Source organism: Bradyrhizobium sp. IC3195 (assembly GCF_020193585.1).
Lineage (GTDB): Bacteria > Pseudomonadota > Alphaproteobacteria > Rhizobiales > Xanthobacteraceae > Bradyrhizobium > Bradyrhizobium yuanmingense.
On the sequence record NZ_JADYVG010000023.1, the window covers coordinates 100,998 to 124,476 of the forward strand.

General features: G+C 65.5%; 24 protein-coding genes, 1 tRNA gene and 1 other RNA gene. 10 read left to right on the forward strand and 16 right to left on the reverse strand.

Annotation, left to right across the window (positions count from 1 at the left end; translation table 11 throughout):
- Positions 1-33: 33 nt before the first annotated feature.
- Genes I6F09_RS31085 through I6F09_RS31095 form a run of 3 tightly spaced genes read right to left on the reverse strand, consistent with a single transcriptional unit; the run spans position 34 to position 2,338 of the window.
- A complete protein-coding gene (locus I6F09_RS31085) occupies positions 34-951 on the reverse strand; it encodes a sugar kinase (RefSeq protein ID WP_225189776.1) in 918 nt (305 codons plus the stop codon).
- A 12-nt stretch (positions 952-963) separates the two neighbouring features.
- Positions 964-1,908: an NAD(+) diphosphatase gene (gene nudC / locus I6F09_RS31090; protein WP_225127009.1), complete on the reverse strand. Its 945-nt coding sequence runs from the start codon at positions 1,906-1,908 to the stop codon at positions 964-966.
- Positions 1,909-1,918: 10 nt separating this feature from the next.
- Positions 1,919-2,338, reverse strand: a complete 420-nt coding sequence (locus I6F09_RS31095) for an HIT family protein (RefSeq protein WP_225189777.1) — start codon at positions 2,336-2,338, stop codon at positions 1,919-1,921.
- Between the two features lie 200 nt (positions 2,339-2,538).
- Between I6F09_RS31095 and ffs the strand changes: the two genes are divergently transcribed.
- The 5 genes from ffs (at position 2,539) to I6F09_RS31120 (ending at position 6,040) form a co-directional block, all read left to right on the forward strand.
- An RNA gene (gene ffs / locus I6F09_RS31100) (signal recognition particle sRNA small type) lies at positions 2,539-2,635 on the forward strand.
- Between the two features lie 95 nt (positions 2,636-2,730).
- Entirely contained in the window at positions 2,731-4,566 is a 1,836-nt protein-coding gene (locus I6F09_RS31105) for a DNA polymerase III subunit gamma/tau (RefSeq protein ID WP_225189778.1), read from the forward strand.
- 26 nt (positions 4,567-4,592) lie between these two features.
- Positions 4,593-4,913 (forward strand): YbaB/EbfC family nucleoid-associated protein, encoded by a 321-nt coding sequence (locus I6F09_RS31110; RefSeq protein WP_225189779.1) that lies wholly within the window; start codon positions 4,593-4,595, stop codon positions 4,911-4,913.
- A gap of 1 nt (position 4,914) precedes the next feature.
- Positions 4,915-5,517 (forward strand): recombination mediator RecR, encoded by a 603-nt coding sequence (gene recR / locus I6F09_RS31115; RefSeq protein WP_036026497.1) that lies wholly within the window; start codon positions 4,915-4,917, stop codon positions 5,515-5,517.
- A gap of 88 nt (positions 5,518-5,605) precedes the next feature.
- Positions 5,606-6,040 carry a hypothetical protein gene (locus I6F09_RS31120; protein WP_036014102.1) on the forward strand — a complete coding sequence of 145 codons (435 nt, stop codon included), beginning with the start codon at positions 5,606-5,608 and terminating at the stop codon, positions 6,038-6,040.
- 134 nt (positions 6,041-6,174) lie between these two features.
- Here the strand turns inward: I6F09_RS31120 and I6F09_RS31125 are convergent, their stop codons facing one another.
- Positions 6,175-7,536 (reverse strand): MFS transporter, encoded by a 1,362-nt coding sequence (locus tag I6F09_RS31125; protein WP_225189780.1) that lies wholly within the window; start codon positions 7,534-7,536, stop codon positions 6,175-6,177.
- A 193-nt stretch (positions 7,537-7,729) separates the two neighbouring features.
- Positions 7,730-8,929, reverse strand: coding sequence for a DNA recombination protein RmuC (gene rmuC / locus I6F09_RS31130; RefSeq protein ID WP_036026501.1), 1,200 nt, complete (start codon positions 8,927-8,929; stop codon positions 7,730-7,732).
- Between the two features lie 169 nt (positions 8,930-9,098).
- Here rmuC and def point away from each other — a divergent pair, with 169 nt between their 5' ends.
- The 3 genes from def to truA all read left to right on the forward strand — a co-directional run bounded on the left by def (position 9,099) and on the right by truA (position 11,562).
- The gene (def, locus tag I6F09_RS31135; RefSeq protein ID WP_036041776.1) at positions 9,099-9,626 is read left to right on the forward strand and encodes a peptide deformylase; all 528 of its coding nucleotides are present in this window, start codon (positions 9,099-9,101) and stop codon (positions 9,624-9,626) included.
- Between the two features lie 136 nt (positions 9,627-9,762).
- Positions 9,763-10,686 (forward strand): methionyl-tRNA formyltransferase, encoded by a 924-nt coding sequence (gene fmt, locus I6F09_RS31140; protein ID WP_225172600.1) that lies wholly within the window; start codon positions 9,763-9,765, stop codon positions 10,684-10,686.
- A 138-nt stretch (positions 10,687-10,824) separates the two neighbouring features.
- Positions 10,825-11,562 (forward strand): tRNA pseudouridine(38-40) synthase TruA, encoded by a 738-nt coding sequence (gene truA / locus I6F09_RS31145; protein WP_225172606.1) that lies wholly within the window; start codon positions 10,825-10,827, stop codon positions 11,560-11,562.
- Positions 11,563-11,735: 173 nt separating this feature from the next.
- Here truA and dapE read toward each other — a convergent pair whose 3' ends face one another.
- The 11 genes from dapE to rpmH form a co-directional block, all read right to left on the reverse strand.
- Positions 11,736-12,902: a succinyl-diaminopimelate desuccinylase gene (dapE, locus tag I6F09_RS31150; RefSeq protein ID WP_225172601.1), complete on the reverse strand. Its 1,167-nt coding sequence runs from the start codon at positions 12,900-12,902 to the stop codon at positions 11,736-11,738.
- Positions 12,899-13,543: a DUF805 domain-containing protein gene (locus I6F09_RS31155; protein ID WP_036014086.1), complete on the reverse strand. Its 645-nt coding sequence runs from the start codon at positions 13,541-13,543 to the stop codon at positions 12,899-12,901. Before I6F09_RS31155 ends, dapE begins: the two co-directional genes overlap by 4 nt.
- 146 nt (positions 13,544-13,689) lie before the next feature.
- Positions 13,690-14,535 carry a 2,3,4,5-tetrahydropyridine-2,6-dicarboxylate N-succinyltransferase gene (gene dapD / locus I6F09_RS31160; protein WP_057027810.1) on the reverse strand — a complete coding sequence of 282 codons (846 nt, stop codon included), beginning with the start codon at positions 14,533-14,535 and terminating at the stop codon, positions 13,690-13,692.
- Positions 14,536-14,734: 199 nt separating this feature from the next.
- Positions 14,735-15,424, reverse strand: a complete 690-nt coding sequence (locus I6F09_RS31165) for a pyrimidine 5'-nucleotidase (protein WP_225189781.1) — start codon at positions 15,422-15,424, stop codon at positions 14,735-14,737.
- A gap of 14 nt (positions 15,425-15,438) precedes the next feature.
- A complete protein-coding gene (locus I6F09_RS31170) occupies positions 15,439-16,425 on the reverse strand; it encodes a DUF1036 domain-containing protein (protein WP_036026517.1) in 987 nt (328 codons plus the stop codon).
- A gap of 161 nt (positions 16,426-16,586) precedes the next feature.
- The gene (gene argB / locus I6F09_RS31175) at positions 16,587-17,474 is read right to left on the reverse strand and encodes an acetylglutamate kinase (protein ID WP_036014067.1); all 888 of its coding nucleotides are present in this window, start codon (positions 17,472-17,474) and stop codon (positions 16,587-16,589) included.
- A gap of 166 nt (positions 17,475-17,640) precedes the next feature.
- The gene (locus I6F09_RS31180) at positions 17,641-18,006 is read right to left on the reverse strand and encodes a DUF423 domain-containing protein (protein WP_225189783.1); all 366 of its coding nucleotides are present in this window, start codon (positions 18,004-18,006) and stop codon (positions 17,641-17,643) included.
- Positions 18,006-18,659 carry a ribosome biogenesis GTP-binding protein YihA/YsxC gene (gene yihA, locus I6F09_RS31185; protein WP_036026511.1) on the reverse strand — a complete coding sequence of 218 codons (654 nt, stop codon included), beginning with the start codon at positions 18,657-18,659 and terminating at the stop codon, positions 18,006-18,008. Before yihA ends, I6F09_RS31180 begins: the two co-directional genes overlap by 1 nt.
- A 114-nt stretch (positions 18,660-18,773) precedes the next feature.
- A complete protein-coding gene (yidC, locus tag I6F09_RS31190) occupies positions 18,774-20,624 on the reverse strand; it encodes a membrane protein insertase YidC (RefSeq protein WP_036014059.1) in 1,851 nt (616 codons plus the stop codon).
- Positions 20,625-20,640: 16 nt separating this feature from the next.
- Positions 20,641-21,027: a ribonuclease P protein component gene (gene rnpA / locus I6F09_RS31195; protein ID WP_109145452.1), complete on the reverse strand. Its 387-nt coding sequence runs from the start codon at positions 21,025-21,027 to the stop codon at positions 20,641-20,643.
- Between the two features lie 27 nt (positions 21,028-21,054).
- A complete protein-coding gene (gene rpmH, locus I6F09_RS31200) occupies positions 21,055-21,189 on the reverse strand; it encodes a 50S ribosomal protein L34 (RefSeq protein WP_008542748.1) in 135 nt (44 codons plus the stop codon).
- Positions 21,190-21,539: 350 nt separating this feature from the next.
- Here rpmH and I6F09_RS31205 point away from each other — a divergent pair, with 350 nt between their 5' ends.
- Together I6F09_RS31205 and I6F09_RS31210 are read left to right on the forward strand one after the other, a co-directional pair.
- Positions 21,540-23,039 (forward strand): HAMP domain-containing sensor histidine kinase, encoded by a 1,500-nt coding sequence (locus tag I6F09_RS31205; RefSeq protein ID WP_036014057.1) that lies wholly within the window; start codon positions 21,540-21,542, stop codon positions 23,037-23,039.
- Positions 23,040-23,335: 296 nt separating this feature from the next.
- Positions 23,336-23,412: transfer RNA gene (locus I6F09_RS31210), tRNA-Arg, on the forward strand.
- The last annotated feature ends 67 nt before the right edge of the window (positions 23,413-23,479 follow it).

Sequence of the window (23,479 nt, forward strand, 5' to 3'; positions counted from 1 at the left end):
AGCCCATAATCTCGGCGCTTCCATGGAATCGCTCTACGGGTGATCGCGCAAAAACCTTTCAACTTCAACGCGTTGCGGGGCGGCCAGGCCGCCGCCATGGCGGGTGCATTTCAGCGCCGCGGCGGCCGCGGCGAATCGCATCGCTTCCCGCAACCCCTTACCCTCAGCGAGGCCGAGCGCGAATGCGCCATGGAAGACGTCGCCGGCTCCGAGCGTATCGACCGCCTGGACCGGGAAGGCTGGTGTTTCCTCCAGCGCGCCCGCCTGGTTCAGCCAGATCGCGCCGCGCGGGCCCCTTGTGGCCGCGAGGAAGGCGGGCGTCAGCTCCGCCAGGCGCTTCAAGGCCGCGCCGTCGTCAGCGATGCCGGCCGTCTCCTGCAGCTGGGCGCTGGCGAACAGCAGATGCGAGGCGGCCGTGAGCAGGCCGTCCTGCAGCGCCATCGCGCGGTCGACGCCGACGATGACGGGAATGCCGCGCCGGCGTGCCTCGGCGCAAAACGAGGCCGCGAACGCCGCGCAGCGGCTTTCGACGAGCACCGCCTGACAATCGGCAAGCAGCGCATCGGCCTCGGGCAGCCTCACGGTCCACAGCGCGGGATCGCGATAGATGGTGAGCGTCCGCTCGCCCGAGGGCTCGATCATGATCGCCGAGACCGGCGTGGTCAGACCCGGCATGCGCACGATGTGTGTGCTATCGACGCCCTCCTGCGCCATCTGCGCGAGGATGAAAGCGCTCGACGTCTCCTGCGCATCGCCCATGGGACCTGCGAACGCGACGCGGCCGCCGAGCCGCGCCACCGCGATGGCAGCGTTGAGCGCGTTGCCCCCGCACACTTCGGCGAGATGGCTGGCGTTGGCCTTGCCGCCGCGTTCGGGCAGGGCCTCGATCCGCAGGATGAGGTCGCGCACCGGCATGCCGATGCAGAGGATGCGCGGCGCGATCCCGGCCATCGTCGGCTCGGCTCAGGCGCTGCTCTTGTCGTGCACCCAACGGCCGAGCAGATGATGGGCGATCGCGAACGGATGCGGACCGGCCAACCCGTCCGGATGCGTCCGCGTCAGCATCTTCGCCGCCTCCTCGCGCGTGAACCAGCGCGCGTCTTCCAGCTCCATCCGATCGACGACGATGTCCTCGTTCAGCGCCTGCGCGCTGCAGCCGATCATCAGGGACGACGGATAGGGCCAGGGCTGGGTCATGTAGTATTGCACGTCGGTGCAGCGGATCCCGGACTCTTCAAAGATTTCTCGGCGCACCGCGTCCTCGATGGTCTCGGCAGCCTCGACGAAGCCGGCGAGGCAGGAATACATCCCTGCCGGAAACTGCTTCTGGCGTCCGAGCAGGCACTTGTCGCCAGACGCCACCAGCATGATCACGACCGGATCGGTGCGCGGAAAATGCTCGGCCTTGCAACTCGGGCAGTCGCGCTTCCAGCCGCCTTCCTTCATGCTGGTGCGTACGCCGCAATTGGCGCAATAGCCGTGGCGCTGATGCCATCCCACCATCGACTTTGCCATCGCGACGGCCGAGAGCTCCTCGGGCGGGATCGCGCCCTGCATCGCCATGCCGCGCAGCTCGGTCACGGTATAATCCTCGCGGCCGACCAGCTTCTCGGCGGCGGCCTGCGACAGGCCCATGCCGAACACGGCCGCACCGTCGCGAAGCCCGAGGAACACCGTGCCGGGATTGGCGCCGCATTTCAGCGCCTCGTCGATTCCGAGCAGCGCCCGCACCTTGTCGCCCTCGCGCTTCACCAGCAGCGAGTCGCGATAGACCACGTAGGCGCGCGAGGACGGCTTCTGCTCCAGCGCGAACAGCTTTTCGTCGTCGCGGCGCAGATGCGCGGCGCGGTCGAGGACGTTGGTGACGAAGGCCGGCTGCCCGAGCGGAAACGCGTTGAATGCTGACATTATCGTTCTTTCAACCCAACCAGATCTTGCGGCGAAGCGCGCTGATGAAATTCTGAACCTCCGCGGCGTCATGCGCCAGCGGCGGCATCACGCCCCACACCGGCCGCGGCCAGGCCGCGTCACTGGTGCGGCGCGCGATGATGTGGACGTGCAGCTGCGGCACGAGGTTGCCGAGCGCGGCGATGTTGAGCTTGTCGCATTTGGTGATCTCCTTCAGCGCGCGCGAGACGCGGGAGATCTCCGTCATCAGCTGCGCCTGCTGCACCTCGTCGAGATCGATGATCTCGACCGTGTCGGCGCGCCGCGGCACCAGCAGCAGCCAGGGATAATGCGCGTCCTTGATGACCAGCACCTTCGACAGCGGCAGGTCGCCGATATCGATGGTGTCCTCTTTCAAGCGGGAGTGCAGCGACCAGGCGGATTCGGGCATGAAGGCTTCTCTGGATTGATTCTTACCGTCGCAGAGACCACGCCCCCAGACAACATGCGTATGCGCCGTGGTCCTTATGCGCCGGACCCGGTGGGACAGGCCGAATGAGGGCGAATTCGGCGCCGGAAGTCCTCAAGCGCCGTCGGAACAGCCCCAGACCCCGCTTGCTTTCCGCTCCCTTTGGCCCCAAATAGGGACCGGGAGATTGGCGGTGGACGAGCCACTCGCCAACCGGGTCAGGTCCGGAAGGAAGCAGCCCTAACGAGGTCCGGATCGGGTCGCTCGTCAGTCTCCTACCTGTTTTTCGAGCGAACCAGCGCCGGCGGCACCAGCCGCCAGCGCGCTCCTTTCCGCAAAAGCCGGCCAAGAGACATTTCATTGCGGATCGACCGATGACCGACGCTGGCGCCCCTCCCGATCCCGACAGCGCCGGCCAGGCCGGCAATGCGCCCTACCGGGTGCTGGCGCGCAAATACCGCCCATCCTCGTTCGACGACCTGATCGGCCAGGAGGCCGTGGTCCGTACCGTCTCCAATGCGTTCGAGACCGGCCGCATTCCGCAGGCCTGGATTCTCACCGGCGTCCGCGGGGTCGGTAAGACCACCACCGCGCGCATTCTCGCCCGCGCACTCAACTACGAGATGCCGGATGGATCGGTGAAGGGGCCGACCATCCACATGCCGTCCTTGGGCGTGCATTGCCAGGCGATCATGGAAAGCCGGCACATGGACGTGCTGGAGATGGACGCGGCCTCGCATACCGGCGTCGACGACGTCCGCCAGATCAATGACAGCGTGCGCTATGCCCCGGCCAGCGCCCGCTACAAGGTCTACATCATCGACGAAGTCCACATGCTGTCGACGGCGGCGTTCAACGCCTTCCTGAAGACGCTGGAGGAACCGCCCGAGCACGCCAAGTTCGTGTTCGCGACGACGGAGATCCGCAAGGTTCCGGTCACCGTGCTGTCGCGTTGCCAGCGCTTCGACCTGCGCCGCGTCGAGGCCGACGTGCTGATGAAGCACCTCGCCAGCATTGCGGCGAAGGAAAACGTCGAGATCGAGCCGGAAGCGCTCGGCATCATTGCGCGCGCCGCGGAGGGCTCGGTGCGCGATTCGCTGTCGCTGCTCGACCAGGCGATCGCGCATGCGGCGGGGCAGGTGAAGGCCGATGCCGTCAGGCAGATGCTGGGCCTTGCCGACCGCACCCGGGTCATCGACCTGTTCGAGTCGCTGGCGCGCGGCGACATCGCGTCCGCCTTCAAGGAGTTCCGCGACCAATACGATGTCGGCGCCGATCCCATCGTCGTGCTCTCGGACCTCGCCGAGTTCGTCAATTTCGTCACCCGTGTGAAGGTCATCCCGGCGACCGCCGACAACGTCGCCTATGGCGAGACCGAGCGGGTGCGCGCCAAGGAGTTCGCCTCCAAGATCTCGATGCGCGTGCTGTCGCGGATGTGGCAGATGCTGCTTAAGGGCATCGCCGAGGTGCAGGCCGCAACGCGTCCCGCAGCCGCGGCCGAAATGGTTCTGGTGCGCATCGCCTATGTCGCCGACCTGCCGACGCCCGACGAAGCGATCAGAATGCTCGAGCAGAACGGCGGCGGCTCGCCGGTCGTGAACGGCGGAAGTAGCGCGCGCAACGGCGCGCCGGCCGCGCCGGTTGCCTCCGCAGCGCCGATGTCAGCTGCGCCCGTGCGCATGCCGACAGCCTCGGCTCCAGCGTTTGGCGGTGGCGCCCGGCCGCAGATGGCGGCCCCCGCGCCGGATACGCAAGGGGCGGCGCCCCAGCTGCGCATCGCGAGCTTCACCCAGCTGGTTGCGCTCGCAGGGCAGAAGCGCGACATCATGACCAAGAGCGCGCTCGAAGGCGACATGCGCCTCGTCCGTTTCGAGGAGGGGCGGCTGGAAGTCGCGCTCGAGCCCAACGCTTCCAAGACCATGATCTCGGAACTTGCGAAGAAGTTCGAGCTGTGGACCGGCCGCCGCTGGACCGTGATCGTCTCCAACGAGCAGGGCCAGCCGACTTTGCGCTCGGTGAACCAGGCGGCTAAGCAGGAGCATGCCCGTACCGCGGAAGCCGATCCGCGCGTGCAGGAGGTGCTGTCGCGTTTCCCCGGCGCCAAGGTCGTCGAGGTCCGCAGGCTTGCTCCCGAGACGCCGGAAACCGATATTAACGCCGACTATGGCAGCGACGATCCGCCCGAAGGTTCCGACGGCGACGATCTCTGAACCATTCTTTCCAAGGACACGCACCCATGGCTGATTTTCTCGGCATGATGAAACAGGCGGCGCAGCTGCAATCCAAGATGCAGGAGATGCAGGACCAGCTCGCCAACCTCGAGGTCGAAGGCATCTCCGGCGGCGGTCTCGTCGCCGTGCGCATGACCGCGAAGATGGACGTCAAGAGCATCAAGATCGATCCTTCGCTGATGAAGGCCGAGGAGCGCGAGGTGCTGGAAGACCTGCTCGTCACCGCCCTCGCTGATGCGCGCCGCAAGGCCGAGACCGCCATGCAGGAGAAGATGCAGGCCCTCACCGGCGGGCTCGGCCTGCCGCCGGGGCTGTTCGGCCAATAAAATGGGCGCTGTTGCAGGTCCCGAGATCGAGCGGCTGGTCCAGCTGCTCGCGCGGCTGCCGGGCCTCGGTCCGCGCTCGGCGCGGCGCGCGGCGCTGCATCTGATCAAGAAGCGCGAAGCACTGATGATGCCGTTGTCGAGCGCCTTGCAGGTGGCGCTGGACAAGGTCCAGGTCTGCAAGACCTGCGGCAACATCGACACGCAAAATCCCTGCACCGTCTGCACCGATCCGAAGCGCGATCCTGCGATCATCGTCGTCGTCGCCGATGTCGCCGACCTCTGGGCGCTGGAGCGGGCCAATGCGACCCAGGGGCGCTATCATGTGCTCGGTGCGACATTGTCGCCGCTCGACGGCGTCGGCCCGCAGGATCTGACCATCGACGCGCTGGTGGCGCGCGCCCATGATTCGCAAGTGCACGAAATCATCCTGGCGCTGAATGCGACGGTGGACGGCCAGACCACGGCGCATTACATCACCGACCTGCTTCAGGACGCCAATGTAAAGGTGACGCGGCTCGCCCACGGGGTTCCCGTCGGCGGCGAGCTTGATTATCTCGACGAAGGTACGCTATCGGCTGCGATGCGGCAGCGCACCCTGTTCTAGAGCGTTTTCGAGCGAAGTGGATACCGGTTCGCGTGAAGAAAACGCGTCAAAACAGGAATCTCCATCCAGACTTTACGGAACGGACGACATGACGAAACTTTTCGCCACGCGATGGGCTTTGGTCGCGACGATGCTGATGCTGGTGACCCCGGCCATCTCCGCGCAGCAGGGCGACGCGGCGCTGCCGCCGTCCAAGCCCGGCAAGCCGATCAACACTGGCGACGTGCTCTCCGGCGAGCTCAACGCGATGAAGGTGCGCGACGCCAAGAACGGCAAGCGCGTCGCGACCTACCAGATCACGTCCGAGCCGCGCCGCCTGCCGCCGCCGAACGGGCTGTGCAATCTCGAAACCGGCCCTGAGACGTTCCAACTCGTCACCTCCAGCGAGGCGCAGGCCGCCCAGCTGAAATCCTTCGTCGGCAAGGAGATCTCCGTGAAGGTGGACGAGGTCGCCTGCGCCAGCGATCCCGGCCAGATGAGCGAGGCCGTGATCACCAAGTGGAGCCTGATCAAGAAGCAGTAGGGGTGGAGTCGTCTCCCCGATTCCGGTGTCATCGCCCGCGAAGGCGGGCGATCCAGTACGCCGCAGCTTCTCGGTCGATCACGACTGTCTCGGAGTACTGGATGCCCCGCCTTCGCGGGGCATGACAGGGGTGCCTACACCCGCACCGGCCCCAGCGCCTCGAAATGCCCGCGCTTCTGCAAATACGCCAGCAGCATCAGGCTCGGGATGGCGACGAGGACGGAGATCGCGAAGAACATCGGCCAGCCCGTCGCCTTCGCCAGATAGCCTGCGCCCGACGACAAATAGGTCCGTCCCACCGCGGCGAGCGCCGTCAGCAGCGCATATTGGGTCGCCGTGTGCAGCGGGTTCTGGCACAGCGCCGAGAGATAGGCGACGAAGATCACGGTGCCGATGGCGTTGCAGAAATTGTCGGAGGTGATCGCGAGGGTCAGCGCCCATTCGTTGACGCCGACCAGCGCCAGCCACGAGAACGACAAATTGGACATCGCCTGCACGATGCCGCCGATCCACAGGCTGGTCGCGAGCGAATAGCGTCGGGCCACGAAGCCGCCGGCAAAGCCGCCGGCCAGGGTCGCGATGATGCCGACGCCCTTGACGATCACGGCATAATCGTTCCGCGTGAAGCCGATGTCGATCACGAACGGCACGGTCATGTTGCCGGAGAACGCGTCGGTGAACTTGAACAGCACGACGAAGGCGAGCACGACCCATGCTTCCTTGCGTCGCAGGAATTCCGAGAACGCGCCCAGCGCCGCATGGAACACCCGCGTGAGCGCGCCCTCGTCCTGCGTGGCGGCCTCGGCGCGCGCGGATTGTGCGGGCTCGGTGGCGGCGAGCGCAGTCGCCGTGCCGATCAGCACCAGAGCCGCCATCACCACATAGCCCCACATCCAGGCGGCCCCACGCGGGACGATCGCCTCGAAGCCGGTGACGATGAACAGGGCGCCTGCAGTCGATACCAACATGCCGATGCGATAGGCGGCGACATAGGCGGCCATGCCGGCGGCCTGCTCGCTTTCGGGCAGGCTCTCGACGCGGAAAGCATCGACCACGATGTCCTGCGTCGAGGACATCGTCGCGACCAGCAGCGCGCCGAGCGCGACAAGCAGTGGCGAACGTGCCGGATCGGTCAGCGCCAACAGCAGGATCGCGCCGATCAGCAGCAGCTGCGCAAACACCAGCCACCCACGGCGACGTCCGAAGGCATGCGTGAAGAACGGCACATGCAGCGCATCGACCAGCGGCGCCCACAGGAACTTGAGCGTGTATGGCGTTCCAACCAGCGCAAACAGCCCGATCGTTCCAAGATCGACCCCGGCTTCGGCCATCCACACCAGCAGCGTCGATCCCGACAGTGCCAGCGGCAGCCCCGAGGAGAAGCCGAGAAACAGCACGATCAGCACCCGCGGCTGCAGGTAAACAGCAAGGCTGTCGCGCCAGGAGGGCGAGGCGGTGGAAGTCGCGGCGGGGGAGGTCGCGTCGGGTGCGGTCATGGGGGGCGTGTTAGCAGATTCTGGGAGAAAAGACTCTCGCGGTAGCTGGTGAGACGGGAGAGCTTCCAACACGCTCGGTGTCATCGTCCGCGAAGGCGGACGATCCAGTACTCCGCGGCGTCTCGGTTCAACCACACGGGCTGCGGAATACTGGATGCCCCGCCTTCGCGGGGCACGACAGTGTGCCCTAGTCTCACTCCCCCGCCTGGAGCTTGCGCGGAAACAGCTCTGCCGCTCCCGTCGCCACCAGGCGCGGCGCCTCCGGCGCATCGCTCTTGCTGAAATCGAGCTCCTCGATTCGCCCTGCGCGCTTTTCGATCTTGTCGGCGGAGATCAGCACCTGGCGGACGTCCTCGTTCACGTCGGCAAAATGCTTTTGCAGCTTGAGCACGCGGTCGCGCAGGCGCCCCAAATCGTCGCCGAGCTTGATCACCTCGGTGCGGATCTGGTCGGCGGCGTCGCGCATGCGCGCGTCTTTCATGATCTGCTGCATCACCTGGATCGCGAGCATCAGCAGCGACGGCGACACCAGCACGACGCGGGCGCGATAGGCCTTCTGGATCACGTCGTCGAAGCCGTCATGGATCTCGGCATAGACCGATTCCGACGGCACGAACATCAGCGCCATCTCCTGGGTCTCGCCGGTGACGAGGTATTTTTCCGCGATGTCGCTGACATGCTTCATCACGTCGCCGCGCAGCCGCTGCGTGGCAACGCGCCGCTCCTCGTCGGTGCGGGCGTCGTGCAGCGCCGTCATCGCCTCCAGCGGAAACTTCGCATCGATGCACAGCGGGCGCTGGTCGGGCAGGAACACGACGCAGTCCGGCCGTTTTCCGGTCGAGAGCGTGAACTGGAACTCGTAGGAGCCCTTGGGCAGACCGTCCTGGACGATTGCCTCCATCCGCGCCTGGCCGAAGGCGCCGCGCGACTGCTTGTTGGCGAGTACGTCGCGCAGAGTGGTCACCTGCGTGGTGAGGTCGGTGAGGTTCTTGTGCGCGTTGTCGATGATGCCGAGCCGTTCATGCAGCGCGCGCAGGCTCTCCATGGTGTTGCGGGTCGAATGTTCCATGGACTGGCCGACTCGATGCGTCACCGAATCAAGCCGCTCGTTGACCGCGCGCGCCATCTCGGCCTGGCGTCCCGCCAGCGCCTGGGTCATGGCGTCGACCCGCCCCGAGGCCTCGCTCTGGGCGTGCAGCACCTGGGCGAGCCGCTCCTCGAGCTCGTCGGCCCGGATCGCGTTCGCCATGGCGAGTTCCGCGCCACGCCGCCCCGAGCGCGCGATCACGACCGCAATCACAACCAGCAGGATGAGGACGAGCGCACCGAAGCCGATCAGCGCATCGACGATGCGCACCGGCCAGTCGCCCAGCATGACAATGATCTCGTTCATGCCGCCTTGTAGCCGATTCGCTGCGCTCTCGCGAACGAAGAGGGAACATTCTGGGTTAACCGGCCCCTAATTTTCATGGTTAATGAAAGGTGAAGTTTTATGGTTAGCGAGGGGTTAACGGGTTCCGGGCCGCATTGACCGCATCCGGCGCGCGGCTTAAATCGCGGCCATGGCCCTCAGAGAAATCATCATCCTGCCCGACAAGCAGCTGCGCCTGGTCTCCAAGCCGATCGAGAAGGTCACGGCGGAGATCCGCAAGCTTGCCGACGACATGTTCGAGACTATGTACGACGCGCCCGGCATCGGGCTGGCGGCGATCCAGGTCGCGCAGCCCTTGCGTCTGATCACGATGGACCTCGCCAAACGCGACGAGAACGGCGAGACCAAGCCGCTGCCGCGCGTCTTCATCAATCCCGAGATCATCGCCTCGTCCGAGGAACTGTCGGTCTACGAGGAAGGCTGCCTCTCGATCCCGGAATATTACGAGGAGGTCGAGCGGCCCGCGAAGGTGCGCGTGCGCTTCACCGATCTCGACGGTAAGGTGCACGAGGAGGATGCCGAAGGCCTCTACGCCACCTGCATCCAGCACGAGATCGACCATCTCAACGGCGTGCTGTTCGTCGACTATCTGTCGAAGCTCAAGCGCGACCGCGTCATGAAGAAGTTCGAGAAAGCCGCCAAGCGCGCGGCGGAGTGATAATTCCTCCGCCGTCATGCCCGGGCTTGTCCCGGGCATCCACGTTCTTTGCCGCCGCGAGCAGGACGAACGTGGATGGCCGGGACAAGCCCGGCCATGACGAGTACCTTGCTCGTTTCAAGGATTGTCTCGTCACATGCCCCTCCGCCTCATCTTCATGGGCACGCCCGATTTCTCCGTGCCGACGCTGCTCGAGCTGGTCGCGCATGGCCACGAGATCGCGGCCGCCTACACCCGCGCGCCGAAGCCGGGCGGCCGGCGCGGCCTGCAATTGCAGCCGACCCCGGTCGAGGAGGCCGCGCGAAAGCTGGGCATTCCCGTGCTGACGCCGAAGACGCTGAAGACCGAGCAGGCGCTGGCGGAGTTCCGCGCCTTCGATGCGGACGCGGCCGTCGTCGTCGCCTATGGCATGATCCTGCCACAGGCGATCCTCGATGCGCCAAAACTCGGCTGCTACAATCTGCATGCCTCGCTGTTGCCGCGCTGGCGCGGCGCCGCGCCGATCAACCGCGCCATCATGGCCGGCGATGCCGAGAGCGGCGTGATGGTGATGAAGATGGATGTCGGCTTAGATACCGGCGACGTCGCCATGGCCGAGCGCATCACGATCACCGACGGCATGACCGCGCTCGACCTGCACGATCGTCTGTCCCGCCTTGGCGCCGACCTGATGGTGCGCGCGATGGCCGCGCTCGAACGCGGCGGGCTCCAGCTCAAGGCGCAGAGCGCGGACGGCGTCACCTACGCCGCCAAGATCGAGAAGGCCGAGGCGCGGATCGACTGGACCAGGCCCGCGCGCGCGGTGCTGCGCCACGTCCATGGCCTCTCGCCCTTCCCCGGCGCCTGGAGCGAGCTTGACGATGCCCGCGTCAAAATCCTGCGTTGCGAGTTGGCGCAAGGCGCCGGCGCGCCTGGCGAAATGCTCGACGATCAGCTTACCGTCGCCTGCGGCGACGGCGCCATCCGCATCATCGAGCTGCAGCGCGAGGGCAAGGCCCGCATGCAGGCCGCGGACTTCCTGCGCGGCGTGCCGTTAAAGGCGGGATCCAAATTCACCTGACACTGTCATACCCCGCGAAGGCGGGGTATCCAGTACGCCGAGGCTTCTCGGTCAATCGGATAAGCCGCGGAGTACTGGGTTGCCCGCCCCAGTGCGCAACAGCGCACAAGGCGGGCAATGACGACGAAACTGGACACGATGCCCCGCTACAAGCTCACCATCGAATATGACGGCGCGCCGTTCTTCGGCTGGCAGGTGCAGGACACGCTGCCATCGGTGCAGGGCGCGCTGCAAGCCGCGGTGAAGGCGATGACTGGTTCGGATCTGCGCGTGCACGGTGCCGGCCGCACCGATGCCGGCGTGCATGCACGCGGCCAAGTCGCCCATGTCGACGTCGACAAGCAGTTTCCGTCGGGCCGTTTTCGCGACGGGCTCAACGCGCATCTGCGCCCGCATCCGATCGCGGTGCTCGAGGCCGAGATCGTGCCCGACGATTTCGAGGCGCGCTTCTCGGCGGTCAAGCGCCACTACCGCTATCGCATCGTCAACACTCGCGCCAATCTCGCGCTCGATGTCGGCCACGCCTGGCGCGTGCCGCGCAAGCTCGATGCCGACGCAATGCACGCGGCGGCGCAGCGCCTGCTCGGCAAGCACGATTTCACCACCTTTCGCGACACCGAGTGCCAGGCCAAATCGCCGGAGAAGACGCTCGACCAGCTCGACGTGATCCGCGATGGCCGCGAGATCAACGTCATCACCTCGGCGCGCTCGTTCCTGCACAGCCAGGTGCGCTCGATGGTGGGATCCCTGGTCTGGGTCGGCGAGGGCCGCTGGACCGCCGACGATCTCTCCGCCGCACTCAAAGCCCGCAACCGCGCCGCCTGCGGCATCGTCGCCCCGCCCGAGGGGCTGTATTTGATGAAGGTGGATTATTAGGCGAGCGGCGCAGAGAGCGGGCACGCTCTCGCCAAACCTCGGTGTCATGCCCCGGCTTGACCGGGGCATCCAGTACGCCGCGGCCTCTCGGCTCAATCACTGCCGTCTCTGGAATACTGGATCGCCCGGTCAAGCCGGGCGATGACGGTCGTGTTTGTGGAGGCAACACTGCCTCAAGCAAAATACCGCGCCAAAATCCCGCGATACACTTTCGTCAGCCTCTCCAGATCCGCCACCGGCACGCGCTCGTCGACCTGGTGCATGGTCTGCCCGACCAGGCCGAACTCGATCACGGGGCAATAGCTTGAAATAAACCGCGCATCCGACGTGCCGCCTGACGTCGACAGCTCGGGCTTGCGTCCCGTCACCTCCTCGATCGCGGAGACCGCGAGATCGGTGAACGGACCCGGCTTGGTCACGAACACGTTCGAGTTGGAGGGCTCCCACACGATGCGGGCCTTGATGCGGTTGCCGCAGGCTTTGGCGAGACGCGTCTCCACCAATTCACGCAAGCTCGCCTGGGTGTGGTTGTCGTTGTAGCGGATGTTGAATCTTGCGCGGGCCTCGCCGGGGATGACGTTGAAGGCCTTGTTGCCGACGTCGACCGAGACGAATTCGAGATTGGACGCCTGGAATTGCGCGCTGCCATGGTCGAGCGGCTCGTCGGAGATCGCGACGATCAGCCGCGAGATATCAGGCACCGGATTGGAGGCGCGGTGCGGATAGGCGACGTGGCCCTGCACGCCGTCGACGACGAGCGTGCCGGATTGCGAGCCGCGCCGGCCGATCTTGATGGTGTCGCCGAGCGTCTCGACGTTGGAAGGCTCGCCGAGCACGCAATGGTCGAATTTCTCACCGCGCTCGGCGACCCATTTCAGCAGCTTGATGGTGCCGTTGATCGAGACGTCTTCCTCGTCGCCGGTGATCAGGAACGAGATCGAGCCCTTTCCGTCGCTGCGCGGCTTGCCGCCGTTGGCGGCGAGATGCTCCAGCACCGCGGCGACCGAGCAGGCGATGCCGCCTTTCATGTCGACCGCGCCGCGGCCATGCAGCACGCCGTCCTTCACCTCTCCGGAGAACGCGCCGACGCTCCAGGCGCTCTCGTCGCCGGGCGGCACCACATCGGTGTGGCCTGCGAAGGTGATGTGCGGACCGTCGGTGCCGATCCGAGCGTAGAGATTGTCGACGTCGGCGGTGCCTTCCTCGCTGAAGGTCACGCGGTGACAGGTGAAGCCGGCAGCGCCCAGGATTTTTTCGAGCACCCCGAGCGCGCCGGCATCGGCCGGAGTGACTGAAGGGCAACGGATCAGGTCGCGGGCAATGGAGAGAGCATCGGTCATGCGCCCCGCTTAACATGCATGCCGCCGGGTGGGCTAGCGCTGGGCGGAACAATTTCGATCTCGCGGCCCTGGTCCCAGCTCTTCGCAGGCGGCGAGGCGGGCGTGGACTCATACGCGATCCCGGCCAGCGGATCAGGCCCGAACCGGTTATCGCCGACAGTGCCGGGCACGCAGAGCATCTCGACGAGACCCCACAGCCACAGCATCGAAGCGGCGAGGTTGAAAAGAAGCATCACGCTGGTGTCGGGGAGCAGGTCCGAGAACTGGTTGAACAGGCCGGGCACGAGGAAAAACGGAACGAGCCACCAGCCGCTCCTGTCACGGTCGTGCAGCCGCTTGATCGCCGTTGCCAGATAGACCCACAGGAACAGCGACATGCCGAATGCCCTCAGGATCAGGGGCGCGCGGTCGGTAGACGCGAGTGAAGGGTGTTCCCGGGGATCGGCCAGCTTGAACAGATCGCCAAGGCCGAAATCGAGCTTGAGCGAGAGCTTCAACGATCCGTCGGCATTGGGCAGATGAATGATCTGACCGATCACCTCCAGCAAGCCTGCCAGCAGCGCAACGATCAACAGCGCCTGCCACAGCAGGGCGCGATTGATGCGGCCGTCGAAGCGGAATAGGTACCAGATCCAGTCCATGCGAGTGGCTCCGGGCGGAATGGCCGCCCGGAAATTGGTCGCGATGGAGGGAGGGTGGGTTCGATCCTAGCAGCGAATGGTGAATGGTGAATGGCAAGTAGGATTGGCGCCCTATTCGCCACTGGCCATTCGCTACTCGCCTTGCATCAATCCCGCAGCAGCTCGTTGATGCTGGTCTTCGACCGCGTGCGCTCGTCGACGCGCTTGACGATCACGGCGCAAGCGGTGCTCGGGCCGATCTGGCCGTTCTTCATCGGCTTGCCGGGCAGCGCGCCGGGCACCACGACGGAATATTCCGGCACTTCGCCCATGAAGACCTCGCCGGTCTCACGGTCGACAATTTTGGTCGAGGCTCCCAGGAACACGCCCATCGCCAGCACCGCGCCCTTGCGCACGATCACGCCTTCGGCGACTTCCGAGCGCGCGCCGATGAAGCAATCGTCCTCGATGATGACCGGCTCGGCCTGCAGCGGCTCGAGCACGCCGCCGATGCCGGCGCCGCCCGAGATGTGCACGCGCTTGCCGATCTGTGCGCAGGAGCCGACGGTGGCCCAGGTGTCGACCATCGTGCTCTCATCGACATAGGCGCCGAGATTGACGAAGGACGGCATCAAGACGACGTTCTTGGCGATGAAGGCCGAGCGGCGCACCACCGCACCCGGCACCGCGCGAAAACCGGCATCGCGAAAGCGGTTTGGGCCCCAGCCTTCGAATTTCGAGGGCACCTTGTCCCACCAGCTTGCCTTGCCGGGGCCGCCGCCAATGACGTCCATGTCGTTGAGGCGGAACGACAGCAGCACGGCCTTCTTCAGCCATTGATTGACCTTCCACTTGCCGTCGCTGCCGCGCTCGGCAACGCGCGCCTCGCCCTTGTCCAGGATCTCCAGCGACTGGTCGACGGCCTCGCGCACCTCGCCCTTGGTCGTGGTCGAGATGCCGTCACGCGCCTCGAAGGCGCTGTTGATGGTGGATTCGAGGGCTGCAAGGGACATCGTGATTTCCTCTGGGAAGCGCGTGGTTTCGCGAGAATTGGAGCGCTTTTTCGGGATTTGGCGGAGCGGAGTCAAGGCTGCGTTCTGGATCACCACCCGGGAAGACCCGTAGCCCGGATGGAGCGAAGCGCAATCCGGGACAGTCTCTCCGCAGCTACGCCAGCCCCGGATTACGCTGCGCTCCATCCAGGCTACGAAATCACCCCGACAACTTTGCCAAAAACCCCGCCAGATCATCCGTGACGTGGTCGACATGGGCGGCGTCGCGGCCTTCCAGCTCCCAGTCCTCGCGCACCACCTCCTTGGTGCCGTCGGGCACCACCAACACGGTGGTCATGCCGAGCCGGTAGGGGACGGTGAGGTTGCGGGCGAGGTCCTCGAACATGGCGGCGCGGGTCGGATCGACCGCATGCTGGCCGAGGAACTTGCGGTAGGTCTGCTCCGCCGGCTTCGGTTCGAACTCGGCGGCGATGATGTCGAACACGCCGTCGAAATGGCCGGCGAAGCCGAGCCGCGCCAGCACGGCATCGACATGGTCGACCGAGCCGTTGGTGAGGATCAGCTTGCGGCCCGGCAGCTTTGCGATGGCCGCGCCAAGCGCCGGATTCGGCTCCAGCGGAGAGTGGTCGATCTTGTGGACATAGGCGAGGTAGTCGTCGGCGGAGACGCCGTGCAGGGTCATCATGCCGCGCATCGTGGTGCCGAAGCGGCGATAATAGTCTTTCTGGATCGCCCGCGCTTCCTCCGGGCCGACATTCAGCCAGTTGCAGACGAACTCCCCGATCCGCGCATCGACCTGCTGCCACAGATTGACGTGATGCGGATAGAGCGTGTTGTCGAGGTCGAACACCCAGGTGTCGACATGGTTGAAGTTGCGGGGAATTTTCATCGCAAGTCTCTCGCTTACGGCACGGCAAAGCGCAGCGTCTTGCCGCCGCTCGACATGTCTACCGCGCCGAAGCCCGTTGGCGCAAAGCCGCGCGCGCCGCAATCGGTCTGCTCGCTGGTCTCGAACTTGGTCTCGCGTGTGCAGAGCTGCCTGTCGCCGCCCCAGTTCAGCGGCTTGTCCTTCAGCTTGACGATTCGGTTGTCGGCGTCGACCGCTTCCGCGAAGCTGAAGATCTGCTTCGGCTGGCCTGATACATCGGGGTGCAGGCAGGTCTTGGGATCGATGCGATACCAGCCGCGGCTGGTCACGGCCTTGCCGTCGTCGGTCGCGATCGCCGCCATCACCTTGTGCGGCGTGTCGTTGCACCAGGTGAGGCCGGTCGCGGACGGCGTCTGCACGGCATCGACCATGGTCTTGAAGAAGTTCTGCGAGCCCACGATGTCGGACGACAAGCCCCGGCTCTTCAGGAATGCGGCCAGCGCGCTCTGCGTCTTTGGCCCGTCGACGCCATCGATCGGCGCGGCGTCGTAGCCTGCGATCACCAGGAGCCGCTGGATGCCGGCGAGGCGCGCCTGCTCGTCGTCATATTCGGAATCCTCAGCGAGATAAGCGACGAGGTTGCCGTCCGGGCTTTGCGTCGGCGTCACCTGCGTGAAGGGAACCTGCGTCTGGCCGCTGCGGCACTGCCGCGCCGCCGCGATGACGAAATTGTCCTGCGCGACGCACAGCATGTCGTTGCCGCTTTGCGGGATCGGGGACGCGCCGTAGACGCCGAGCGCGCGCGCGTTGAGCAGGATGCGGTCGGCGGTCAGCGTGCCCTGCACCACCACGCGGCAGGCGGCGGGATCGATCCTGAACCAGCCGCGCGTCGCGGTGGCCGCCTTGTCGTCGATGCCGATCGCGGCCTCGACCACATAGGACATGCGGTTGCAGATCTTGAGGTCGGCGATCGCCGGCGCCGAGGAGAAGAAGAAGGAGACAGTTGCGGCAGGCAGCGTCATCAGGAAGCGGGTGAGGGGGGAGCGGCGTGGATGACGCTCTCTCAAATCGTCATGGCCGGGCTTGACCCGGCCATCCACGTCTTTGCCGCGAGAAGAAAGGTCGTGGATGCCCGGGACAAGCCCGGGCATGACGACCTTCTTCCGCTGCTCGCGTTCCCGCATCACTTGTGGATCAGCGTGCCCGTGCCCTGGTTGGTGAAGAGCTCGAGCAGCACCGCGTGCTGCATCTTGCCGTCGATGATGACGACGCCCTCGACGCCCTGCTCCAGCGCGTAGATGCAGGTCTCGACCTTCGGGATCATGCCGCCGGAGATGGTTCCGTCGGCGATCAGTTTTCGCGCGTCCTTCACCGACAATTGCGGGATCAGCTTCTTCGACTTGTCGAGCACGCCGGGCACGTCGGTGAGCAGCAGCAGGCGCTTGGCTTTCAGCGCGCCGGCGACGGCCCCTGCAAAGGTGTCGGCGTTGATGTTCAGCGTCTGGCCCTCTTTCGAGGTTGCGAGCGGCGCCAGCACCGGGATCAGCTCGTAGCCGATCAGCTGGTTGAGCAAAGTGAGGTCGACCTTCTCGGGGTCGCCGACGAAGCCGAGATCGATCGCCTTCTCGATGTTCGAGTCGGGATCGACGATGGTGCGCGTCGTCTTGGTCGCCTTCACCATGTTGCCGTCCTTGCCCGACAGGCCCACCGCCTTGCCGCCGGCCTCGTTGATGTAGCCGACGATCTGCTTGTTGACGGAGCCGGCGAGCACCATCTCGACGATCTCGATGGTCGCGGCATCGGTGATGCGCAGGCCCGCGGCGAATTCCGAGACGATCCCAAGACGCTTGAGCATGGTCGCGATCTGCGGCCCGCCGCCATGCACCACCACCGGATTGATCGCGGTCTGCTCCAAGAGCACGATGTCGCGGGCAAAGTTCTTCGCGGTCTCCTCGTCGCCCATGGCATGGCCGCCATATTTGATGACGATGGTTTCCTCGTCATATTGCTGCATGTGCGGCAGCGCTTCGGACAGGATGCGGGCCTGGTCGAGCGGAGAGATGTCGGTCATGTCGCGGGTCTCGCTGGCGGGTCGAATGGTGCGCGTTCTATCCGATTGGCGGGGACAGCGCAAAGGTGTGGCAGCTATGTAGCCCGGATGGAGCGCAGCGTAATCCGGGATTCGTCGCCGCAGACACCGGCCCCGGATTGCGCTTCGCTCCATCCGGGCTACGGATTCAGCGCTTCGCCACCACCGCCGCCACGCTTACCGCCAGCCAGCTCGCAATCATCACCATCCCGCCCGTCGGCGCCGCCATCGGAAACAGCGCGTGCCCGGCATACTGCCGCAAGGTGAGGTCGCCTGCGAACAGCGCGGCACCGATCGCGAAGCCGAACGTCGCCACGATTCCAATTCCGCCGTGCAGAAGGCCGCGCGTGAGCAAGGCGATGGTCGCAAGTATGGCACTTGCATGAAACAGCAGCATGGCGCTGGCGGAGGCAAGACGGCTCGCGTAGGCACCATGGGCGGACGCGGCGGCCAGCGCGACGCCGGCGGCGCCCATCAAGCCGGCAAGCCCGATCAGCAGGCGGTGCGCTGCCATCACGAGGCCCGCTCTTCCAGGAGCTTCGCCATCGCGGCGCGAAGCTCGGCCATGCCGGTCGCGCTGCGCGACGAGGTCGCGAGCACGGTCGGGAACGCGGCCGGATGCTTGGCGAGCACGGCCTCGGTCTCGGCGATGCGTGCTTGCAGCTCGGCGACTTTCACCTGGTCGGCCTTGGTCAGCACGATCTGGTAGCTGACGGCGGAGCGGTCGAGCGTCTTCAGCACCTCGAGATCGACATCCTTGATCCCGTGCCGCGCATCGATCAGCACGTAGACGCGCGCGAGACTGGCGCGTCCCAGCAGGAATTTGTGGATCAGCTCGGTCCAGGACGCGACCTGGCTCTTCGGCGCCTTGGCATAGCCGTAGCCGGGCATGTCGACGAGGCGCAGGTCGTTCTTGCCGGGGACCTCGAAGAAGATCAGCTCCTGGGTGCGGCCCGGCGTATGCGAGGTGCGCGCCAGCGCGTTGCGCCCCGTGAGCGCGTTGATCAGGCTCGACTTGCCGACATTGGAGCGCCCGGCAAAGGCGATCTCCAGCCCCGCCATCGGCGGCAGCGTTTCGATCGAAGGCGAGGCCCAGATGAACTGCCAGTCACGAGCGAACAGTTTTCGCCCGGCCTCGATCAGCTTCGCATCTTTGTCGTCGGTCATGCGAAGCCTCGCTGTTTCCTTGCGTCATTGCGAGCGAAGCGAAGCAATCCAGAAATGTATCCGCCGAGGCACTCTGGATTGCTTCGTCGCAAGGGCTCCTCGCAATGACGACGCTTACGTCGCCTTCCTCGCGAACGTTGCCTTGAGATTGTCGAGTAATTCCACCTTCACGCCGTTGCGGCGCATGATGTAGCCCTGCTGGACCACCGAGAGCAGGTTGTTCCAGGCCCAGTAGATCACGAGGCCCGCCGGGAATCCCGCCAGCATGAAGGTGAAGATCAGCGGCATCCAGTTGAAGATGATCTGCTGGGTCGGATCCGGCGGCGTCGGATTCAGCTTCATCTGGATCCACATCGTGATGCCCATGATGATCGGCCAGATGCCGAGCGCGAGGTAATAGCCGAACACCGGAATCGTGGTCGGATCGAACGGGAGCAGCCCGAACAGGTTGAAGAGATTGGTCGGGTCCGGCGCGGAGAGGTCCTTGATCCAGCCGAAGAACGGCGCGTGCCGCATCTCGATGGTGACGAACAGCACCTTGTAGAGCGCGAAGAACACCGGAATCTGGATCAGCACGGGCAGACAGCCGGCGACCGGATTGATCTTCTCCTTGCGGTAGATCTCCATCATCTCCTGCTGCTGCTTCACCTTGTCGTCGGGATAGCGCTCCTTCAGTGCCAGCAGCTGCGGCTGGATCGACTTCATCTTCGCCATCGAGGCGTAGGACTTGTTCGCCAGCGGGAAGAACAACAGCTTCACGATCACCGTGACGAGCAAGATCGAGACGCCGAAATTGCCGAAGAAGCGGAAGAAGAAGTCGAGGCCGAGGAACATCGGCTTGGTGAGGAAATAGAACCAGCCCCAGTCGATCAGCAGGTCGAACTGGTTGAGGCCGAGCGCCTTGTTGTAGCCGCCGAGGCCCGCGAGCGGGAAGTTGATGCCGACCACGCCGGCTTCCTTGGCGCCTGCGAACAGCCGCGCGTTGGCCGTCGCGGTGCCGCCGATCGCGACTGTGACGGGGTCGAGCAGATAGTCTGTCTGGTAGGTATGGACCTTGCCGACCGGGTTGGACGAGAAGCGCGCCTGGAGCTGGGCGTTGGTATCCGGCAGCAGCGCGGAGGCCCAGTATTTGTCGGTGATGCCGAGCCAGCCATTGGTGGCCTTGAAGTTCACCTGCTTGGCTTCGTCGATCTTGCTGTAGGCATATTCCTGCAGCCTGTGTTCGCCGAGATAGCCGATCAGGCCCTCATGCAGGATATAGTAGCCGGAGACATGCGGCGCGCCGTGGCGCGAGATCAGCGCGAACGGATAGAGCGTGACGGGCGCGTTGCCGACATTGCTCACCTCGTCCTTGATGGTGAAGAGATAATGGTCGTCGACGGCGATGGTGCGGCGGAAAGTCAGGCCGTCGCCATTGTCCCATTTCAGCACCACGGGCGTCGACGGCGTCAGGCTGCCGCTGCCCTCCTGCTGCCAGACGGTCTGGGCATCCGGCATCTTTGCCGTCACGCCCGTCGCTGCAACCCAGCCGAACTCGGCGTAATAGGGCTCCGCCGTGCCCGACGGCGAATAGAGGACGATCGGCGGCGATTTCGGATCGACCGTCTCGCGATATTGCACCAGCGCGATGTCGTCGATGCGGCCGCCCTTCAGCGAGATGCTGCCGGCGATCCGCGGCGTCTCGATCTTGACGCGCGGGCTCGCTGCAATGGCAGTCTCGCGCGAAACGACCGCTTGGGGCGGGCTCGCGGCCGGCGTCGACGGCTGGGCCGCGCCGGGCTGCGGCGCGCTGCCCGGCGTCGGGGACGCGCCCGGCTGCGGCGTGCTGCCCTTCTGGAGCTCGGACTGCGCCTGCTGCTGGGCGCGCTGCTTCTCCATCTGCGGCACGTTGTAGAAGTACTGCCAGGCGATCAGCACCAGGCCGGACAGAATGACGGCGAGGATGGTGTTGCGATTGTCGGTCATCTCGATTGTCTCGTCATCAATCCGGTTTGCGGCTGGTCGCTGCGGCGTGACCCGGCCTGTGGCCGCGCGCTTTGGCCGTATGCCGCGCGGGCTTCGTGAACGCTATGCGCAGATCGTCGAGCATGGTGGCGAAGTCGCGCGAGAGCGCGTCCTTTCGTCCGACCAGGACATAATCATGGTGGGGCTGCATCGATGTCGGATCGAGCCGCTTCACCAGTTCGCGCAACCGGCGCCGGATGCGATTGCGCTCGGGGGCGTTGCCGTTCTTCTTGGTGACGGTGAAGCCGATCCTGACAGGGCCGGAATCATCGCGGCGGCGGCTTTGCAGGACGAACGCGGGACTATTCACCCGCGCGCCATTGGCAACGGCGAGGAAATCCGCCCGCTGCCTCAGCCGATCCATGATGAAATCCCAAAAAGGGGGTCCGGCTCAGGCGCTCAGACGCTTGCGGCCGCGGGCGCGGCGGGCGGCGAGAACCTTGCGGCCGCCGGCAGTGGCGAGACGGGCGCGGAAGCCGTGACGGCGCTTGCGCACCAGTTTGCTGGGTTGATAAGTCCGCTTCACGGGTTTTTCTCCGCTGACCGGGCAATTTGCCTGTAGAATTGATGGTAAAGTCCGGAAGATGCGGCCCAAAACGGGCCCTTTTTCGGCCCCAAGAGAGCCGCTCCCGGTGTCGCACCGGGTCATCGCGGACAATTCGCGCGGCTTATAAGGGAGCGCCTTGTCTTCGTCAACGCCGCACAAGCGCGCGATTGTGGTGAATATCGCTGTTTGCGCGGCGTTTTTAACCCTTGAGGTGGCGACTCGCGCTATCAGCGCTTACATCACACCTCGGCAGATTAGCGATCCGTAATTTGACCGGACATCGGTCGGGTCGCATCCTCCATCAGCCAAGGCCAACAGGGGCGAGTTTCGTGCCAGCCACAGATCGCCAGCCGATCCAGGATCTGGATCAGCCAGACCAGCCGGCGACGCGGCCCCGCGGCTCGCGCGGGCTCGGGTTGTCCGGCAAGCTGCTGCTGCTCACCATTCCCTTGGTGATGATCGCCGCGGTGCTGCTCTACGTGCCAGCCATCGCGAATTTCTGGGTCAACCGGCTGAATGATCGCGTCGCGGCGGCCAACACCGCGGCGCTGGTGCTGGATGCGGCGCCGCTCGGCATGGTCCCCGATTCGCTGTCGCGGCAGATCCTGAAGAGCATCAATGCCCGCGCCGTCGCCATCAAGATGGGCCAGCAGCGCCGGCTGCTCGCCAGCGACAACATTCCCGCCGCCATCGAGCACGACATCGACCTGCGCGACATGACGGCCTGGGAGGCGATCACCGGCTCGTTCCGGATGATGCTGGAGACCGGCAACCAGGCCATCCGCATCGTCGGCCCCGGGGTCGGCAATGCACAGTTCATCGAGATCGTCACCGATGAGCTGCCGCTGCGGAAGCAGATGTACCGCTTCTCCCGCAACCTCGTCGTGGTCGCGTTGATCATCGCGGTGCTGACCGCGGGCCTCGTCTATCTCGCGCTTCATTATCTCTTCGTGCGCCCGATGCGGCGGCTGACCGCGAGCCTGGTCGGCTTCCACGAGAATCCCGAGAGCTCGGCCGGCATCATCGTGCCGAGCCAGCGCAGCGACGAGATCGGGGTCGCCGAGCGCGAATTGTCCGACATGCAGCGCGACCTGATGTCGATGCTGAATCAGAAGAGCCGGCTCGCTGCCCTCGGCCTCGCGGTCTCCAAGATCAACCACGATCTGCGCAATCTGCTCGCCTCGGCCCAGCTGCTGTCGGATCAGCTCGCCAGCGTGCCGGATCCGCGCGTGCAGCGCTTTGCGCCCAAGCTCGTGCGCTCGCTCGAGCGCGCCATCGCCTTCTGCCAGTCGACATTGTCCTACGGCCGCGCCCAGGAGGCCGCACCCGACCGCCGCATGATCCTGATCGAGCCTGTTGTGATGGAGGTGCGGGAGACCGCGGGGCTCGCCAACGACGCCTCGATCGCCTGGGTCGCCGCGATCGAGCGCGGGCTCGCGGTCGACGCCGATCCCGACCAGCTGTTCCGGGTCTTGCTCAACCTCGTCCGCAACGCCGCCCAGGCGCTCGAAAGCCATGCGGCGGGTGAGGGGCGCGTGCAGCAGATCCGGATCACCGGAAAGCGCGAAGGCGCCGTCGCCATTCTCGAGGTCTCCGACACCGGCCCCGGCGTTCCCCCGAAGACCCGGGAGCGCCTGTTCGAGGCCTTCCAGACCTCGGGCCGCCCCGGCGGCAGCGGCCTTGGCCTCGCCATCGCCGCCGAGCTGGTCCGCGCCCATGGCGGCGAGATCCACCTGGTCGAGGGCACCATCGGCGCCACGTTCCGCATCGTCATCCCCGACCGTCCCGTGGAACTGCTCTCCATCCGCAACGAGCGCCAGAGGGCTTAAGGCTAGGCCAGCGGCCGACTGAAACGAGCTGGGCCATCGCCATTCCTTCCGTCATTCCGGGACGACCCGAAGGGTCGGGCCCGGAATCCATAACCCCGGCTGGTGGTTATGGATTCCGGGCTCGCGACTTCGTCGCGCCCCGGAATGACGAAGAGAAGTGCGGAAATGCCCCAAAATACCGGCGAGCCGGACCTTGCCAATCGGGACAAGAGCGGTTAGTCAGAGCGCTCTTTCGCACCCCCTCCGGCTCTGCCGGGGGCTGCTTGCGGGCCCCGCCCGCGCTGTTTGCGAAACACGCGCCCGTAGCTCAGCTGGATAGAGCATCAGACTACGAATCTGAGGGTCGGACGTTCGAATCGTTCCGGGCGCGCCAGCTAACTCCTTAAAATAACACAGGTTTCGAGATTGGCCTGGAGCAACCCCGGACTAGAATTTCCATT

Coding starts and splice junctions, on each gene's coding strand:
- I6F09_RS31085 (WP_225189776.1), bottom strand. CDS start 951: ATGGCCGGGATCGCGCCGCGCATCCTCTGCATCGGCATGCCGGTGCGC.
- nudC (WP_225127009.1), bottom strand. CDS start 1,908: ATGTCAGCATTCAACGCGTTTCCGCTCGGGCAGCCGGCCTTCGTCACC.
- I6F09_RS31095 (WP_225189777.1), bottom strand. CDS start 2,338: ATGCCCGAATCCGCCTGGTCGCTGCACTCCCGCTTGAAAGAGGACACC.
- I6F09_RS31105 (WP_225189778.1), top strand. CDS start 2,731: ATGACCGACGCTGGCGCCCCTCCCGATCCCGACAGCGCCGGCCAGGCC.
- I6F09_RS31110 (WP_225189779.1), top strand. CDS start 4,593: ATGGCTGATTTTCTCGGCATGATGAAACAGGCGGCGCAGCTGCAATCC.
- recR (WP_036026497.1), top strand. CDS start 4,915: ATGGGCGCTGTTGCAGGTCCCGAGATCGAGCGGCTGGTCCAGCTGCTC.
- I6F09_RS31120 (WP_036014102.1), top strand. CDS start 5,606: ATGACGAAACTTTTCGCCACGCGATGGGCTTTGGTCGCGACGATGCTG.
- I6F09_RS31125 (WP_225189780.1), bottom strand. CDS start 7,536: ATGACCGCACCCGACGCGACCTCCCCCGCCGCGACTTCCACCGCCTCG.
- rmuC (WP_036026501.1), bottom strand. CDS start 8,929: ATGAACGAGATCATTGTCATGCTGGGCGACTGGCCGGTGCGCATCGTC.
- def (WP_036041776.1), top strand. CDS start 9,099: ATGGCCCTCAGAGAAATCATCATCCTGCCCGACAAGCAGCTGCGCCTG.
- fmt (WP_225172600.1), top strand. CDS start 9,763: ATGCCCCTCCGCCTCATCTTCATGGGCACGCCCGATTTCTCCGTGCCG.
- truA (WP_225172606.1), top strand. CDS start 10,825: ATGCCCCGCTACAAGCTCACCATCGAATATGACGGCGCGCCGTTCTTC.
- dapE (WP_225172601.1), bottom strand. CDS start 12,902: ATGACCGATGCTCTCTCCATTGCCCGCGACCTGATCCGTTGCCCTTCA.
- I6F09_RS31155 (WP_036014086.1), bottom strand. CDS start 13,543: ATGGACTGGATCTGGTACCTATTCCGCTTCGACGGCCGCATCAATCGC.
- dapD (WP_057027810.1), bottom strand. CDS start 14,535: ATGTCCCTTGCAGCCCTCGAATCCACCATCAACAGCGCCTTCGAGGCG.
- I6F09_RS31165 (WP_225189781.1), bottom strand. CDS start 15,424: ATGAAAATTCCCCGCAACTTCAACCATGTCGACACCTGGGTGTTCGAC.
- I6F09_RS31170 (WP_036026517.1), bottom strand. CDS start 16,425: ATGACGCTGCCTGCCGCAACTGTCTCCTTCTTCTTCTCCTCGGCGCCG.
- argB (WP_036014067.1), bottom strand. CDS start 17,474: ATGACCGACATCTCTCCGCTCGACCAGGCCCGCATCCTGTCCGAAGCG.
- I6F09_RS31180 (WP_225189783.1), bottom strand. CDS start 18,006: ATGGCAGCGCACCGCCTGCTGATCGGGCTTGCCGGCTTGATGGGCGCC.
- yihA (WP_036026511.1), bottom strand. CDS start 18,659: ATGACCGACGACAAAGATGCGAAGCTGATCGAGGCCGGGCGAAAACTG.
- yidC (WP_036014059.1), bottom strand. CDS start 20,624: ATGACCGACAATCGCAACACCATCCTCGCCGTCATTCTGTCCGGCCTG.
- rnpA (WP_109145452.1), bottom strand. CDS start 21,027: ATGGATCGGCTGAGGCAGCGGGCGGATTTCCTCGCCGTTGCCAATGGC.